Origin of the sequence: Longibacter sp. (genome assembly GCF_051155795.1) — a bacterium.
Classification (GTDB): Bacteria; Bacteroidota; Rhodothermia; order Rhodothermales; family Salinibacteraceae; genus Longibacter.
The window spans coordinates 1-15,970 of the sequence record NZ_DAXETW010000071.1 but is presented as its reverse complement, the minus strand read 5'-3'; the positions used below and the strand labels follow the sequence as shown (position 1 = coordinate 15,970).

Here is a 15,970-nt window from a genome sequence, read left to right as displayed (position 1 = left end):
TCGACTGCATTCGCTCTCACTTCGATCTTGACGACGATCACGTCTATCTTCATGCCCTTATGGGCGGAGCCATCTCCGATGAACAGAAGACAGTGTTCGCTGTCGTCGAAGAGGCAAATTACGCGGGCTCGAAGACGTCGGAGCCGTCGGACGAACCTGGCCAGCGAGAAGAGGCACTTCGTTCGCATCTCGCCCATCACGTTCCGGCATACATGATTCCGTCGACGTTCGTTTTTATCGACACGCTGCCCCTGACGCGAAACGGGAAGGTGGATCGACGTGCGCTTCCCGAACCGAGCGACGTAGGCGCCGCACAGAGCCGGGGTGCGGAGCAGGTGTCACCGGAGACCGAGGCCGAAGAGGCGATCTTGACGGTGTGGGCAGATGTTCTCGGGGTCGAATCGGCCGGCGTGACGGACGACTTCTTCGATGACCTCGGCGGGACGTCGTTGCAGGCCATCCGGCTCGTGACGGCTCTGCGACGCAATCTCGGCGTGGATGTCCCGATCACGGCGCCGTACGAATCCCCGACGGTCCGGCAACTCGCCGCCGCGCTGGGGGAGGTCGTACCATCCGCACCGACACAGAACGGGCCCAATGCCACCGAAGATCAAGCCGAGACGCTCCGGCGCCTCGGCATCTAGCGGCCCGCGTTTTTTCCGCTGCCATCACCGGTCATTCAGCCGACGCTCCATGAGACAGCAAGTCGTCGTTTACGGGAATGCATCGATCGCTCGAGAGGTATACACCTACCTCACCACTGATTCAGCGTATGAGGTGGCGGCATTTACGGTCGACCCCGCGTACGTCGGTGACGGATCCTTCATGGATCGGCCTGTCGTACCGTTTTCATCCGTCCAAGAAACGTATCCCCCGAACGAATACGCAATGTTTATCGCTGTCGGATACGTGGGCCTCAACGGCCTGCGCGCCGACCGGTATGCAGAAGCCAAAGAGATGGGATACGAGCTGATCAACGTCATCAGTTCGTCGGCGACGGTATGCCCGGATGTTCAAATCGGTGACAATTGCTTCATCGGTCCGCACTCCCTAGTCGGTCCCGGCGTCGTTCTTGGTTCCAACGTTATGATTGGACCGGGATGTCGACTCGGGCATGACATCGAGGTTGCCTCGCATGCGTTTATCGGCCTCGGCGTCGTCATGGCCGGTTGGGTAACGGTGGGAGAACGATGCTTCATCGCGCCGGGAGCGACGCTGCGGAATAAGATCTCGATTGGTACGAGGGGCGTAATAGGCGTCGGAGCGACCGTTCTTGAGGACGTTGCACCGGGCGAAGTGTGGGTGGCGCAAAGCGCCGAGCGACTGCCGATCCAGAGTGAAAAGCTGGAACTCGTGTAGCAAGACCGGTCATGCACGGACCGACTACGTTACACGCAGCCGTCATTTTGCCTCGATGGGCACAAGGGCAGGGCATGCCCGGAAGCGTTCCCCGTCCTTATCTATGGGGACGACCGCCTCGACCGCTGCCGCCGCATCCGACGTCGCTTCGTCGTGCGCTTGCCCGCGCGTCTCCGCCTTCGGTCTTACTGGGCGATCGTGATCTTTCGTGTGATCATGCCGGAGGAAGCGTCTACTCTAAGGAAATAGGTACCCGAGGCCAGCCGGTTTGCAGGGACCGAGAGCGCGCGCGGGCTTCCGCCCGTGACGGTGTCGTTGAGCAGCACCGCAACCTCCCGACCGAGAACGTCGAAGAGGCGCACCGAGACCGGTTGCGTGCGTGCTGATGTCAGGGTCAGCGCCCCGCGGCCAACAACCGGGTTCGGGTCTGGGCCGACGAGTTGCAGCGCTTCGCCGAGGCCGATCTCCACCAGTATCTCTTGACTCAGGGTCCGCGTTCCGTCCACATCCATCTGGCGAAGCCGAAAGGCGTGGGTCCCCGGTCGAAGGTCCTCCGTTTCAAACGAGTAGTTGGAGGGGCTGGACGTCGTTCCGCTCCCGACGACGAACCCGAGGTCGACCCAGCGATCCGCGTTCGGCGAGCGATGGAGAATATCGAAGCCTGCGTTGTTGGTTTCAGAGGCCGTCGTCCATGTCAGGAGCGCCCCGCTTTCGGAGGGCCACCCCCGAAAGTCGACGAGCTCGACAGGAAGAGATGCACAGTCAAATTGAAACAGGCCTCCACTGTCGTAGTCCCCGATCAGCAGTGCGCCGTTCGGCGTTCGCCCGAATGTCGAAATCATGAGGTCGGTGTCCAGGAGCAACTCGCTCGACTGAAACGGGGCATCCTCCGGGTCCAGACGCCAGATCTGCCCGGTCACGAAGTCGCCGAAGATGTAATCGCCCGTGTAAAACGGACAGCCCCCTTCTGGCACGACGTATCCTCCCGTTACGGACCGCCCACCGCCTCCCGCAGGATGAGCGTACTCCCACACCGGAAAGTCGAGGCCGGACCGGTCGCACCCCGTGGCGGGGTCGAAGCACAGGCTGCCCTCGGTCGTTTTCCAGCCGTAGTTGCCACCGGCGTCGATCCAGTTGATCTCCTCGCGCTGCTCTTCGCCAACGTCAGCAAGCCAGAGTCGCCCGGAATCGTCGAAGCTAAACCGAAAGGGGTTACGAAAGCCGTAGGCATGGATTTCATCGCACGCGCCGGCTATGCCCGTAAACGGATTGTCTGCCGGGATACCGTAATCCGCAGATTCATTGGCTCCGTCGCCCCCGCAGTCCGGTGCCGAGCCGCCGCCGTCCACGTCGATACGGATCATGCTGCTGAAGAGCGTACCGGGGTTTTGCCCGTGATTGAATGGGTCGGCGACGCCTCCCGCACCATCTTCGAAGGACGCGATTCCATCCCCGAATGCGACGTAGAGATAGCCGTCCGGCCCGAACTGAACCTGCCCAGAGTTGTGATAGAACCCCGGTTGGACGAGTTGTAGACGGACCAGCTCGCTCGCCGGCTCCGCGCGATCCGGGTCATCGAGCGACACGCTGAATTCGGAGATGCGACTGACGAAGTCGCCGCCATCCGTCGTGGTGTAGTACACGAAGAACCGGCCGGTATTCGCGTAGTCCGGATGAAAGGCGAGCCCGACGAGTCCGCCTTCACCTTCCGTATTGACCGTTCCGGAGAGGTCAAGGTACGTTTCGAGCGAGGGCGACCCGGTTGCCGCGTCGAAGACATCGATCACACCGCCCTTTTGCACGACAAACACGCGGCTGGAGCCATCTAATGCGGGCTGGATGTCGGTGATCTGGGAGAAACTCAGTGATGGATACGGCTGAATGACGATCGGGTCGTCTTGCGCGAGCGCGGGCGCCGTCCCGAGCGTGAGCGCCGTCCCGAGCGTGATGAGAAGGGTGGTGATCAGGGTCATCCAGCCGGCCAGAAGACGTTCCGGCCCGGGGCGAACGGGTTCACAAGACATACCAGGTGGGCGAGCGTGAAAGAGTCGCAGCGAACGCGCAGATCGGATGAGCCTCGGTGATCGACGCGCGGGTAGGACCGGGTTGGACAGGATGCCGGCAGAGAGGAGAGAGGGGAGAACCGGCGTGCACGATCCTACCATCGCGATAGCTAACGATCGCACGGGCCAGGCCGATCAGTTTCTGGCGCGGCTGGATGTGTGCCGGCGGAGACGTCTGACCGTCGTGTGTGGGGGCGCCACAGCTTGAGGGCCGCTGCGACGTTCGCGTCGTCATCTTCCATAAGTCTGTGGTGGATGCTCCAGATCTTCCCCGGAGTGGCGCTGAAAGCATCCGCTTTGGATTCGAGAAAACGAGATGTTCCATCGGCTGGCCCCGTGCCGGTGCCGATAGAATCGCTCGTGACTTCTTGGGCGATATCAGAGAAATCCCACGTGCCGATTGCAGCAGGCTATGTCGCCCGAGAGAACGCTACTGTTGGATATGTCTCGACCGACGCTGGGTCCACGTCGGGCCCGGAGGTTGCGTCAGGCAGTGGCGGGCATAGACTGGCGGCATCTCATCGACCGGGCACGACTCCACGGGGTAATGGCTCTTCTGTATCATCATCTCGCTCGGCATGCATCTGACGTTGCCCCCCCGCAGATCCTGCGGTTAATGCACCGGGAAGCCACAGCGGTTCAGATGCGAAACCTGCTCATGATGCAGGAGCTCGTCCGCCTTGTGAACTGCTGCTCGGAATCCGGCATTCCCATCCTGCCCTTCAAGGGGCCCGTTCTTGCACGCCGTTACTACGGTGAGCTTTCCCTTCGCCAGTTTCAAGACGTCGACGTACTTGTGCGTCGCGAGAACCTGGAGGACGTATGGGCTCTTCTGTATGCGAACGGCTACCAATGCCGGCGGGGGCTGAGCGAAGCGGAGGCACGCGTGGCAGCGCGAGACAATCTCGGGCGGGAATTCGTGCATCCGGAGCGCGGGGTCTCGATCGAAATACACAGCGAACTCCTCAACCGCGAACTCACCTTCCGGCTGAGCGGCGATGCAGTGTGGGACCGGGCGGTGCCGTCGTCCTGCGGCCGTGCCGGGATGTACGAACTGTCTCCGGAAGACCTCCTCCTGTACCTCTGCGCTCACGGCGCAAAGCATCACTGGAGCCGGCTGTTGTGGGTGTGCGATGTCGCGCAGGTGCTGCACCATCACCCGGACCTCGACGGGCGGGCTCTGCGGGAGCGCGCCCGGGAGATCGGCAGCCTGCGGACGCTTCACCTCGGCCTCGCGCTCGCTCGTCGATGGCTGGATGCCCCGTTGCCGACGGACGCCTGCAAGCAAATGGACGGCGATCCGATGGTCGAACGACTCGTGCGGGAGATCGAGGACCGGTGGTTCGGGACAGAGCTCGGGCTGAAGCGCCCCGCGGGGTGGCAGACGTTCTGGTTTACGCTACGGACGCGCCAGCGACTTCGGGACAACTGGGCCATGATCCTGCGCTACGGGTATCTGGCCGTGACGCCGACGGACAACGATCGCGCGTTCGCCGGGGCCTCTACGCCGGCGCCCTTTCTCTACCTGGCGCGCCCCTTCCGACTGCTGGCCGAACGCCTCGGCCTTCGTTCCGGCTCCGAACAGGAGTACCCCTCACAGACGGCCTCACCGTAACCTCCTTTTCTTGTCATGCGATCTGAAGACGATTTGTCTACTGAACTGATGGTCAGGTACGAAGCACATCCCGACAAGCTCTCTTCGACGCTCGGCGACGAAGAAGTCGTGCTGTGTCTCCATTCCGGCACCTACTACGGACTCAACGAGGTCGGTACGCGCATATGGGCGCTTCTCTCGAGCCCGCATACGCTCGATGACTTGTGCTCGATTCTGGAAACGGAGTACGACGTCGACCGGCAGACCCTGGAGGCCGACACGGCGCGGTTGCTCTCTCAGATGGAAGATGAAGGACTCATCCGCGTGCACACGAACGGAGCCTAAGGTCGTACGGCGGCGGAATGTCTCGCTGAACCCCCGGTTGTATTTGTTTCTCCACCTCATCGGAAGGACCAGGAATGCAGCAGCCAGCGCGCCCACCGGATTCGATGTGGGCTACCACCCAACTGACGGCCCGACACCTGTCGCGGGCGCTTCGCCTCGTATGGACGGCATCTGCGACGTGGACGGCGGCCTGGATCTTCGTGATTGTTGCACAGGGATTGCTACCGGCTGCCAGTGTCTACCTGACGAAATGGGTCCTCGACGCGGCCGGCGTCGCCGTCGGCGGCGGCCTTGAATGGGCGAACGTGTCCATCCTGCTCGTCCCCGCCGCCCTCATCGGGGCCGTGATGCTCGGCAACCGCGTCCTGGACAGCGTGCTGACGTGGGTTCAGACAGCACAGGCCGAACACGTACAGGATCACATCCAGGCGCTCGTGCATGACACGGCCATTCGGGTCGACATGCTCGTGTACGACCTTCCCGAATACTACGACCTGATGACGCAGGCGGCCGGGAATGCGAGCAGCAAGCCCCTCGAACTGTTGAACAACCTGGGGGGATTGATCCGAAGCGGCATTACCGTCGCCGGCATCGCCGTTCTGCTCATCCCGTACGGTTGGTGGCTCCCGTTCGCGCTGCTCGTCAGCACGGCCCCCGCGCTCGTGGTCGTCATTTACTACAACCGGGAATACCACGGATGGTGGGAGGACACGACGGCCGACCGGCGTCGAGCCTCGTACCTGAACCAGCTGGTGACCCGCGACTGGGCCGCGTCCGAGCTCCGCATTTTTGGCCTCGGTCCGGGATTCCGTGACGCCTACCAGGCGCTCCGGTCCCGACTTCGCAGTGAACACCTCGACCATCTCCGTCGGCGCGCGCTCGCGCACTTCGCCGCGGGGCTGTCCGCCATTCTCGTGATGGGTGGCGTCATGGTCTGGCTTGTTCATCGCGCCCTGATCGGTGCGGCCACCCTCGGAGACCTCGGCCTCTTTTACCAGGCGTTCTCCAAGGGTCAGGGGTTAATGCGGACGCTGCTCGGAAGCGTGGGCCGCATGTATTCCAGTGCGCTGTACCTGGAAAATCTCTTCTCCTTCCTCGATCTCGAAGCGACCCTCGTCGCGCCGAGCGTGCCGGAGACCGTCCCCGAATCGCTTCGACACGGTATTCGCTTCGAAAACGTCACCTTCCGCTATCCTGGTGCCGACCGGCCGGCCATCGAACGCTTCAACATGACGATCCCCGCGGGGAAAACGGTCGCCATCGTGGGGCCGAACGGCGTCGGCAAGAGCACCCTGATCAAGCTTCTCTGCCGGTTTTACGACCCGCAGGAGGGGCGTATCACGATCGACGGGGTTGATGTTCGACAGTTCAACCCGGACATGCTGCGGCGACGTATCGCCATTCTCTTTCAAACGCCGGTCCGCTACCAGGCCAGCGCCGCGGAAAACATTTCGTACGGCGACCCGCATCGCCCGCGGAGTAAGCGCGAGGTCCAGAAGGCGGCAGAACTGGGGCTGGCCGATTCATTTCTCGAGACGCTCCCGGACGGGTACGAAACCCATCTCGGGCGATGGTTCGGGAACGGGACGGACCTCAGCGGTGGACAATGGCAACGCGTCTGCCTCGCCCGGGCGTTCTACCGCGACGCTCCTATCATCATCCTCGATGAACCGACCAGCGCGATGGACACGTGGGCCGAAAACCGATGGCTCCGGCGATTCGGGATGCTCGTGCGCGGACGCACCGGGCTCGTCGTCACGCACCGCTTCACCACGGCGATGCATGCAGACGTCATCTACGTGATGCACGGCAATCGTATCGTCGAGTCCGGTACGCACGACGAGTTGCTCGCCGGCGAGGGCCGATACGCACGATCCTGGCGTGAGCAGGTACGGTCGGGCTGGCGGACGCCGTCAGAACCGAGTACGTCTGACGGCGAAGAGACCGTCGGCAGCCTGCCGGAACCGTCCTTCGGTCGCCGCAACGGATCGGTTGAGACACCGCACCCGGCCAACTCGCCATACGGCCCCGATTCGTCATGATTAACGCTGCCCGCACGCTACCAGGGCGGATCCGTCGGGTGTTCCAGCGCTTCCGTGCCTTGCCGGTGGCCGAGCGCCGCATCCTGTGCATGGCCGTGCCCACGGTCATAACGGTCGCCGTGCTTCTTCGCGTCGCACCGTACCGCTACGTGGTCGGTCTCCTGGATCGGGTCTGCGGTACGAAAACCAACGGATCCGATGCACAGAACGCAACGCCAGACCTGTCGCCCGAAGAGCGGCGCATCCTCTGGGCTGTGCATACAGCATCGCGCCGGGTCGTGCCGAAGCGTCCGTGTCTCACCCAGGCCCTTGCCGCACGGTGCCTCTTCGCGCGCGGCGGACAGCCAATTCCGAGCATCCACTTCGGCGTTGAGCGCCATCGAGGTCGCGTGGCCGCGCATGCATGGCTGGAGCGTGGAGGCACGGTGATTCTGGGCGGCGCCCACGCGCCGTCCCGATACACGCGGCTCGATGCTCAGCCCGCCCGGTCACACCCGTCGCCCAATCGCTGACATGGGTGCATTCTCTCATATCGAGCCTCGCTGATACGTTCCCTTTTCGAATCGTCTTCCGTCCATGAGTGGAATCGCAGGCATCGTGTCGCCACGGGGCGCAAAGGTCCATCGCCGCGTGGTCTCGGCAATGGTTGAGATCATGCGCCATCGCGGTCCGGAAGGGGTCGCGATCTGGTCGGACGAACACGTCGGCATCGGGCATTGTGCGCTACGGACCCGCGTCGTGCCCGGCGGATCGGCCCAACCCGCCGTCGATTCCTCCGGATCCATGGTGCTCACGGCCGATGCCCGCATCGACAATCGGGGCGAACTACGGTCGGCCCTCGGCACGAGGCGGCGGCACCTGACGGATGCAGACCTCATCTTAGAGGCGTATCGGAAGTGGGGGACGGGGTGTCCGGAGAGGCTGGTGGGTACCTACGCGTTTGCAGTCTGGGATGCGACCCGTCATCGCGTGTTTCTGGCTCGCGACCGAATCGGCGTTCGTCCGCTCTATTACCATTTGGGATCGGACGGGGCCTTCGTGTTCGGAAGCGAACTCAAGTCCGTGTTCGCGTCCGGGATTGTGAAACCAGTCGTCCGGGAGGAGCGGGTCGCCGAGTTTCTGGCGAAGGAGGCAGGGGACACCGAGGCGACCTTCTTTGAAGGCGTCCAGCGGCTTCCGCCGGCCCATGCTATGGTCGTGTACGCGGACGGGCGTTCCCACCAGCGGCGGTACTGGTCGCTCGATCCGGAAGCCGAGTGCCGCCTTCCGGACGACGCTGCCTACGAAGAACGGTTTGCGGAGGTCTTTGCCGAAGCGGTGCGGTGCCGTCAGGAAACCGGCGTCCCAACGGGGGTTCTACTGAGCGGCGGGCTCGACTCGTCCTCCGTTGCGTGCGTTGCCAGGTCCCTTCGATCGGCGTCAGAGAGGCCGCTCCCTACGTTCTCTGCCATCTTCCCCGATCTGCCGGAGTCCGAGCGGCGTCGCGCTGATGAACGTCCCTACCTCGACGCCCTCGACGCCGATGGCGGATTCGACATGCACCGGGTGTCGTTGAGCGGGGTGAGCCCACTTCACGACATTGAGCGGGTGATCCGCCATCTCGATCAGCCGCCGTTGAGCTGCAACATCTACCTGACAACGCACCTCTTCCGGCAAGCCACCGACAACGGCGTGCGGATCCTGTTGGACGGATCGGAAGGGGACGTGGCGGTCTCCCACGGATACGGCTTTCTGGCAGAACTCGTGGTGCGCGGAGACTGGGACCGGCTACAGTCCGAGGTAGAAGCGCTCAGTACCCGTATGGGTGTTGCGACGGAGGTGATCTATGCGCAGCGCGTGGCGCCCTATGTGCGTACCCTTGCACGGCAGGACCCGTGGCGCTTCGTCCGGGAGGATTGTCTTCCCGCGGCGGCGATGGCCGGCGAGGGTGCCCTTGGCCTGGCGTGGCACCAGGTGATTCGGCCCCGGCTTCCGAGCGCCGTCGGGCGGGCGATCGACCGGATCCGCGGCAGGAAACCGACCGAGAGCGTATTCCACCCGCTCATCAGTCGCGACCTCGTCCGGCGGACCGATCTCCGGGAACGTCTGGAGGAGCGCCGCCGCTCGTTTCGAACGACGTCCTACACCGAACGGAAACAGCACTGGGCATCCCTGCACCTTGGCGCCGGTCCCATCGCCGCCATTCTCGAAGAGGTGAGTCACCTTACGGCGATGTGCGGCGGGGAACGCGTGCATCCGTTCTACGACGTGCGCCTGATCGAATACTGCCTGTCGCTGCCCCCCGACCAGAAACTTCGAGACGGCTGGACGCGGTCGATTTTACGCCGGTCAATGAAGAATGTACTTCCGTCTCGCATTCGTCGTCGGACGAGCAAAGGCGATTTAAGCCCGAACTTCAGCAGAGCGCTCATCCAGGATTCGCGTCTCCGTGCGCTTCTGGAGGATGGGGGGACCGACCTGGAGCGGTACATAGACGCGCGATCTCTACGCACTGCATTGGAACGCAAGGACGTAGTGAGCCTCTGGGCGGCGTCTGTACTTTCCCTGTGGTTGAATCGTATCGCCGATTTGCCGGCGTTGCCGGTGGAGACGCTTGATTCAACATCCGCGGCGATGGGCGATTCCGCCGTCGCCAGTCTCACATACACAAACGACTGATCATGCCCATGAAAAAATCGTATTCAGCACCATCGATGCGCGTCTACGGGACGATCGCAGAGCTTACCCGCAGCGGCGAGTGCGAGTGGAGCATCGACCTCGGACTCGACCCTGATAAGAATATCGGGTTTCCGCAGGATTACGACTACCGGTTCCTGGCGACCTGCGACGCAGGCGGAGGCTATAGCTAACCGGGACGATCGCTCTCGCACGTACGGCGTCGGCTGACGACAGCCCGTGCTGTACGGACCGTCTTCTCTTCGTCATCAGCCATCGGAATGAACGATCCCGAAACGAGAGACGTCGCGGAGCCGGTCCGCATGAGGATGAAGGACGGACCAGGCGACGTGTCGACGTCTGATGCGCCGTTGTTCTCGTACTTCGCGTATGGTCTCCGGCTCGGCTGTACGATGCAGTTGCCGGAGCTGGAGACCTGCTCCTCATCTGAATCCCTTGGTCCGTCATCTCACGATGTTGAGATTCGTCGTGCCGATCTCCCCGCCATTCCGGCGGAGCTGGCTGAACGTGCCGGGTTAGCCGTCCGGGCCCGTAAGGATTCGGTCCACTTCATCTGGCCGCGATCCGGACAGTTCGTGGTCCGCTCGGGCCGCTCAGTACGGTACGCCCCCATGCCGGGCGTCACGGAGGAGACGCTTCGGGCCCCACTGCTCGGTGTGGTCCTCGGCACCCTTTTGCACCAGCGGGGCCTGCACACCCTCCACGCCAGTGCGGTCGTTATTGACGAGTGTGCCGTTGCGTTCGTTGGGGAAAAAGGAGCGGGCAAGTCGACCACTGCTACAGCTCTGCATGAGCGGGGCCACTCTTTAGTAACGGATGACGTGCTGGCTCTGGACGTGTCGAAGACCGGAGCCCCCATGGCGAGGCCGGCATTTCCACGGGTGAAGCTGTGGCCCGACACCCTTCAGATGCTGGGTCGTGACCCGGCGTCGCTAGCACGCGTTACTCGCGACATCGACAAACGGGTGCATGCCCCGGAGCGGTGCTGCCGCCGTGCCGTCCCCCTGTCGCGCATCTATCTGCTTCAGGACGGTCCCGAGGTCAGCGAAACCCGGCTGTCAGAGCGGGAGGCATTTTTTGAGCTCATGTCCCATTCGTACGCGGCTCGCTTCCTCGGGGCAAAGCAGGCCGGGCGGCAGGATTTTCGGCTGACGCAGGCTCTGGTCGCCGCGGTACCGGTCATACGGCTCGGTCGACCCCGATCGTTTGCCCACCTCGACCGGGTCCTTTCGACGATTGAAGAAGCCTCGTCTACGTCATGATTCCGCTACCATGATCCAGGGAGCGGGACGTTCAGGCATTCCTGCGGTCGGCGTCCATGAAGGCGGACAGGTCGTCCTCCGCCGTTGAGACGCCGTCGCCGGATCCGTTGTGGCATTCGAAAAGCGTCGGGCAGTTGAAGTCGTGGACGAGCACGTACGCATCGTGATGGTCAAGGTCGGCTACGTGCGAGATCCGCGTCGCCGCAAACCGTACGGCAGCTGCCGCTGACCGGCCGTCCTGTTCGTTATCGAGCGACCACTGCGCGTGACGACAGGTCAACGCCAGCTCGAGGGATTTTCCAACCGTCAGGGCGAATCGGCGGGCGCCGGCTTGCTGTGCCTCCTCGTCCCCGGTAGACTCCTTCAGCCAGACCGCCGCGTCCCGAAACGCGCGAAGGGCGGTCGTCATCGGCTTCTTCAGCGTCGGGGAATGGATCGCCTGCGCGCACCGCTTGAACTCAGCCTTCAGCGGCTTCATGCCGCCGACCGACGCCAGGGCCCGGAGCGTGTCCAGCGACAGAACATTCGTGGTGCCCTCCCAGATGGGGAGGACCTGTGCGTCGCGTAGGAGAGTCGGTATGCCGGTGTCCTCGACGTATCCGGCGCCACCGAACGCCTCCAGCAGCTCACTCATGGCCGGGACGACCTGCTTCCCTGTCGTCAGCTTGGCGATCGGCGTCATCATTCGCAGCAGACCGCGCTCCGTTTCACTCAGCGTTCCGTCGTCGGACTTGCCGAGCAGTTCGGCAACGCGGAAGGAGAGGTGAAACATCCCTTCGTAGATGGCCTGCACGTCCGCCAGCGTCTCCTGATGGAGCGGGTGCTCGATGATGTCTTTGCCAAAGGCTTCTCGCTTCTGAGCATAGTCACGGGCCAGTGCCAGTCCGCGGCGGACGAAGCTGGTCGCTGTGACCGCGTTCCACGTGCGCGTCACGTTGAGCATCGGGGCAATGTTGCGCGTACCATTCTTCAGCTCGCCAACCGGAATGGCCCGTGCACCGTCAAGGTCGAGTTCGGCGGTTGGAAGCTTTCGGGTGCCCATTTTGTCCTTGAGCCGGTTGACCGCGATCCCGTCCACGAGGTCGCCGTTCTCCCGGATGGGCACGTAGAACAGGGCGAGGCCGCGGCCGCCGTCTGGATTGCCTTCCGGCCGGGCCAGGGCCAGCGCCATGTTCGCGGTGATCGCGCTCGTGAACCACTTCCGTCCGTAGAGTCGCCAGGCCCCCGTGTCGTCCTGCCGGGCCGTTGTCTTCGACCGGCCGACATCCGATCCCCCCGAAAGTTCGGTCATCCACTGCCCGGAGGTCCAGAAGACGTCGGGGTCGCGGCTGGTAAGATGCGGCACCGCGGTGTCAATGAGATCGTCGTTGCCGGACGCGAGAAGCGTGCTGGCAGCCCCGTCGGTCATGGCCAGCGGGCAACCGTACATGTCCGTTGACGGAATGAACAGATGGGCGAGGGCAAACTGATGCACCCGGCTTTTGTCGCCCAGGTGTCGTTCGTACCCGGCTGCAACCACGCCAAACGTCGCTGCGACTTCCTCCGCACGCTTCCAGACGTCCGTGACCTCGATTTCATCGATCCGGTCGCCCCACGGTCCCCAGCGGGTCAAGATCGGCTCCTTGGCCAGGTCGTCCAGGTACAGGTCGTACAATTCTCCCCCGGCGATTTCCCCGAGCGACCGCAGTTCGTCTTCGATGCGGCTGAGTTCCTCCTCGGACATCGTCTGGCGCAGATAACTGACGAGCACGCGGTCGTCATCGTACTGATTCCCGAGGGCAGGCGGCTGCTGCGTCACATCGGCGTCGGATGGCGTCATGGCTGTACGGTCTGCTGGTCGAAAGGGATATGGTTCGGGAAGCGGCAGGAGGCACCGGGCTGTCGAACGAACGAGAGGTCGGTCCGCTCCCGGTCATGCGTGGGTTTGCAGGTGCCGGTGTTACGGCGGGTTACGAGCGAAAGAGCGACTGCGCCGTGTAATCGTGGGCGAGCATTTTGGCGTCGTAGGTTCGGCGTGCCGCGATCTCGTCGATCCCCTGGGCGGCCAGGTGTTCGACGACCGCGACCGCGCGATTGCCTTCCTTCGGCATCGCCCACTGTGCGTGCCGCGCAAGGAGGGCAAGTTCGAGACTCTTCCCGATCGTCATGGCGAAACGTCGGGCACCTGCTTCGACCGCGTCCGGCGATTCGTTCAGGGCGTCCGCCAGCCAGGTGACGGCGGAGCGGAAAGCGTCTTCGGCCGTATCGACCGCTTCCACCAGCACGGGTGATTCCACCGCGTCCCGGCATCGCTGAAGTTCGTTTCGGATGGCCCGGAGGCGCCGTTCCCGCCGGAGCGATTGGAGGGCGATCAGCGACATGACGTTCGTGGTGCCCTCCCAGATCGTCAGGGCCTTTACGTCGCGGAGCAGCAGCGGTATGCCGGTCTCCTCGACGTATCCGGCACCACCGAACGCTTCGACGACCTCGCCGACGACGCTCACGGCCTGCTTGGCCGTAAGCAGCTTGACAAGCGGCGTCAGAGCGCGTAGCAAGTGCGTTCTGTCGTCGTCGAGCGTTCCGCTTTCCAGTTGACCGAGGAGCTCAACCGTTCGAAATGTAAGCTGGAAGGCTCCCTCAAACGTTGCCTGCATCGAGGCCAGCGTGTCGTAGTGCAAGGGCTTCTCGATGATTGGCGTGCCGAAGGCTTCTCGCGTGCGAGAGAAGTCTCGCGCCAGGGCCAGTCCGCGGCGCATGAATCCGGTCGCCATGACGGCATTCCATATCCGGGCGATTTCCACCATCGGCGTGAGGTACCGCGTCCCGTGCCGCGTTTCCAGTGGGAGGGCGCGCGCCCCGTCCAGCGCGATCTCGCTCACCGGGATCTTCCGTGCGCCGAGGTTTTCTTTCAGCCGGTTCACGCCGATGCCTTCGTTCGGCGGCGTGTCTGCATCGCTACGGATGGGAACGTAGAAGAGCCCGAGTCCTTCATGACCGCCGTTTTCGGTTGTCGCGTCGTCTGAGGAACGGTCCGGGTGTGCCAGAACGATCGCCGCATTCGCCACGCTCGACGAGGTGAACCACTTGCGCCCGTGGAGCGACCAGCTGCCGTCGTCATTCGGTACGGCTCGCGTCTTGATCCGCGAGAGATCGGTGCCGCCGGCCTGTTCGGTGCGCCACTGGCCGCACGTCCAGAACGCCTTCGGGTCGCGGGATGTGAAGTGCCGGACCGCGTCAGCGGTGTCGCGGGGCTGACCGAGGTCCAGAAGCGTGCGGACGGCCCCGTCTGTCGTGGCCATCAGAAAGCCGATCATATCGGTGGAAGGGGAGAAGAGGTAGGCCTTCGCCATCTGATGGGTGCGGCTGTAGGCCCCGTGCTTCTGTTCGTAGGCGCTGGCGATGATCCCGTATTCGGCGGCCACGTCCATCGCCCGCTTCCAGCTATCGGTCAGCTCGACATGATCAATCCGATCACCGGTAGCATCCCACTGTGTAAGTTCCGGCCGGGAGGCCCGGTCCGCCAGCTGGAGGTCGTACAGCTCGTCTCCGGCGAGGCGACCGAGAGCTTCCATCTCGGGGCGAATGTCCGCGAGGACGTCCGGAGGGAGGACTCGCTCAAGATACCCGCGAAGTACGCGGTCGTCCGTGAACTGGTTTTCGAGCCTGGCAATCTTAGATCCTTTCGGGGGCATACAACTAAAACGGTCATCGTGCAGAACATCATCGGGAGAGGGAACAGCACCGTGGCTGTTCACCCGAATAAATGCATGCATGATGCCGGAGTTGAGACACCCATTCGCACTTTGCGCGAAACCGATCTGCGTTGCTACGGGACGTGCCGATGGGAAGGTGTTCTACGCCATGGACGCCACGTCCTCCGTCAGAAACCGACGGATGGCGTTCGTCACAGCATCGGGTTGTTCAACGGCCGACGAGTGTCCGGCCTGCGGCAGAACCAGCATCCGGGAGTTGGGCAGGGCGTCGTGCGCTGTCGCCGTCTTCTCGGGCGGGGTAGTTTTGTCTTCCCCGCCTACAATCAGCAACGTGGGTATTCGTGCCTGGCCGAGAACGGGAAGGGCGCTTTCCCTGGAGAAAATGGCGCGACCGGCGCGAACGATGCCGCGGGGGTCCTGCGCGGTAATGCGATCGGTCCAATCGCGCACCTTGTCCGGGTGCTCTCGGCGGAACGTCTGTCCAAACATCAGCGGAATGACGCGATCGATGACGCTGTCGTATCCGAACTGATCGACCATGGTGATCATGGCCTGATACTTCATCCATCGCCAGAGGCTCTCGGCGCCGGCGTCACTATCGAGGAGGATCGCGGAATGCAGCCGCTCGCCGTAGTGTGCGAGCAGCCGAAACCCGACGAAGCCGCCCATCGACAGGCCAACGTAGTGGCAGCGGTCGACATCCATGACGTCGAGCAATTCAGCGACGTCCCGCGCCAGATCGCGCACGTCATAGCCGCCCGTGGTGATTTCCGACATTCCCTGACCGCGCCAGTCGAACGCGATGCAGCGGTAGTCGTCCTGAAGCGCTTCGATTTGTTGATCAAACAGCCGGTGGGTCATCAGGTAGCCGTGGCCGAAGACAATCGTCTCGTCCCCTTCGCCGACATCGCGGACGAAGTACTCGCAGCCGTTAACC

At 63.3% G+C, this 15,970-nt stretch carries 13 protein-coding genes; 9 read left to right on the top strand and 4 right to left on the bottom strand.

Going from position 1 to position 15,970, the window contains the following annotated elements; all coding sequences use genetic code 11:
• Positions 1-644 (top strand): phosphopantetheine-binding protein (locus tag ACFCU0_RS07845; RefSeq protein ID WP_434973112.1); only part of this gene is annotated, 644 nt, incomplete at its 5' end.
• 49 nt (positions 645-693) lie between these two features.
• On the top strand, positions 694-1,359 hold the full coding sequence (locus ACFCU0_RS07840) for an acetyltransferase (RefSeq protein ID WP_434973111.1): 666 nt from the start codon (positions 694-696) through the stop codon (positions 1,357-1,359).
• A 185-nt stretch (positions 1,360-1,544) separates the two neighbouring features.
• On the opposite strand, the gene ACFCU0_RS07835 is transcribed toward ACFCU0_RS07840, so the two are convergent.
• On the bottom strand, positions 1,545-3,383 hold the full coding sequence (locus ACFCU0_RS07835) for a PQQ-dependent sugar dehydrogenase (RefSeq protein ID WP_434973110.1): 1,839 nt from the start codon (positions 3,381-3,383) through the stop codon (positions 1,545-1,547).
• A gap of 451 nt (positions 3,384-3,834) precedes the next feature.
• Between ACFCU0_RS07835 and ACFCU0_RS07830 the strand changes: the two genes are divergently transcribed.
• The 7 genes from ACFCU0_RS07830 to ACFCU0_RS07800 all read left to right on the top strand — a co-directional run bounded on the left by ACFCU0_RS07830 (position 3,835) and on the right by ACFCU0_RS07800 (position 11,341).
• Entirely contained in the window at positions 3,835-5,037 is a 1,203-nt protein-coding gene (locus ACFCU0_RS07830) for a nucleotidyltransferase domain-containing protein (protein WP_434973109.1), read from the top strand.
• A 15-nt stretch (positions 5,038-5,052) separates the two neighbouring features.
• The gene (locus ACFCU0_RS07825; RefSeq protein ID WP_434973108.1) at positions 5,053-5,361 is read left to right on the top strand and encodes a PqqD family peptide modification chaperone; all 309 of its coding nucleotides are present in this window, start codon (positions 5,053-5,055) and stop codon (positions 5,359-5,361) included.
• Positions 5,362-5,465: 104 nt separating this feature from the next.
• On the top strand, positions 5,466-7,403 hold the full coding sequence (locus tag ACFCU0_RS07820; protein WP_434973107.1) for an ABC transporter ATP-binding protein: 1,938 nt from the start codon (positions 5,466-5,468) through the stop codon (positions 7,401-7,403).
• Positions 7,400-7,915 (top strand): lasso peptide biosynthesis B2 protein, encoded by a 516-nt coding sequence (locus ACFCU0_RS07815; RefSeq protein ID WP_434973106.1) that lies wholly within the window; start codon positions 7,400-7,402, stop codon positions 7,913-7,915. Before ACFCU0_RS07820 ends, ACFCU0_RS07815 begins: the two co-directional genes overlap by 4 nt.
• A 64-nt stretch (positions 7,916-7,979) precedes the next feature.
• Positions 7,980-10,061 carry a lasso peptide isopeptide bond-forming cyclase gene (locus tag ACFCU0_RS07810; RefSeq protein ID WP_434973105.1) on the top strand — a complete coding sequence of 694 codons (2,082 nt, stop codon included), beginning with the start codon at positions 7,980-7,982 and terminating at the stop codon, positions 10,059-10,061.
• Between the two features lie 8 nt (positions 10,062-10,069).
• The gene (locus ACFCU0_RS07805) at positions 10,070-10,252 is read left to right on the top strand and encodes a hypothetical protein (RefSeq protein ID WP_434973104.1); all 183 of its coding nucleotides are present in this window, start codon (positions 10,070-10,072) and stop codon (positions 10,250-10,252) included.
• Positions 10,253-10,339: 87 nt separating this feature from the next.
• Positions 10,340-11,341 (top strand): hypothetical protein, encoded by a 1,002-nt coding sequence (locus ACFCU0_RS07800; protein WP_434973103.1) that lies wholly within the window; start codon positions 10,340-10,342, stop codon positions 11,339-11,341.
• 31 nt (positions 11,342-11,372) lie between these two features.
• Here ACFCU0_RS07800 and ACFCU0_RS07795 read toward each other — a convergent pair whose 3' ends face one another.
• The 3 genes from ACFCU0_RS07795 to ACFCU0_RS07785 all read right to left on the bottom strand — a co-directional run.
• Positions 11,373-13,160: an acyl-CoA dehydrogenase family protein gene (locus ACFCU0_RS07795; RefSeq protein ID WP_434973102.1), complete on the bottom strand. Its 1,788-nt coding sequence runs from the start codon at positions 13,158-13,160 to the stop codon at positions 11,373-11,375.
• 130 nt (positions 13,161-13,290) lie between these two features.
• Positions 13,291-15,012, bottom strand: coding sequence for an acyl-CoA dehydrogenase family protein (locus tag ACFCU0_RS07790; protein WP_434973101.1), 1,722 nt, complete (start codon positions 15,010-15,012; stop codon positions 13,291-13,293).
• A 162-nt stretch (positions 15,013-15,174) separates the two neighbouring features.
• Positions 15,175-15,970, bottom strand: a 796-nt coding sequence (locus ACFCU0_RS07785; protein ID WP_434973100.1) for an alpha/beta fold hydrolase, incomplete at its 5' end; no start/stop codon positions are given.

Excerpts from the sequence above, each read along its gene's own strand:
- ACFCU0_RS07840 (WP_434973111.1), top strand. The coding sequence starts at position 694 with ATGAGACAGCAAGTCGTCGTTTACGGGAATGCATCGATCGCTCGAGAG.
- ACFCU0_RS07835 (WP_434973110.1), bottom strand. The coding sequence starts at position 3,383 with ATGTCTTGTGAACCCGTTCGCCCCGGGCCGGAACGTCTTCTGGCCGGC.
- ACFCU0_RS07830 (WP_434973109.1), top strand. The coding sequence starts at position 3,835 with ATGTCGCCCGAGAGAACGCTACTGTTGGATATGTCTCGACCGACGCTG.
- ACFCU0_RS07825 (WP_434973108.1), top strand. The coding sequence starts at position 5,053 with ATGCGATCTGAAGACGATTTGTCTACTGAACTGATGGTCAGGTACGAA.
- ACFCU0_RS07820 (WP_434973107.1), top strand. The coding sequence starts at position 5,466 with ATGTGGGCTACCACCCAACTGACGGCCCGACACCTGTCGCGGGCGCTT.
- ACFCU0_RS07815 (WP_434973106.1), top strand. The coding sequence starts at position 7,400 with ATGATTAACGCTGCCCGCACGCTACCAGGGCGGATCCGTCGGGTGTTC.
- ACFCU0_RS07810 (WP_434973105.1), top strand. The coding sequence starts at position 7,980 with ATGAGTGGAATCGCAGGCATCGTGTCGCCACGGGGCGCAAAGGTCCAT.
- ACFCU0_RS07805 (WP_434973104.1), top strand. The coding sequence starts at position 10,070 with ATGAAAAAATCGTATTCAGCACCATCGATGCGCGTCTACGGGACGATC.
- ACFCU0_RS07800 (WP_434973103.1), top strand. The coding sequence starts at position 10,340 with ATGAACGATCCCGAAACGAGAGACGTCGCGGAGCCGGTCCGCATGAGG.
- ACFCU0_RS07795 (WP_434973102.1), bottom strand. The coding sequence starts at position 13,160 with ATGACGCCATCCGACGCCGATGTGACGCAGCAGCCGCCTGCCCTCGGG.
- ACFCU0_RS07790 (WP_434973101.1), bottom strand. The coding sequence starts at position 15,012 with ATGCCCCCGAAAGGATCTAAGATTGCCAGGCTCGAAAACCAGTTCACG.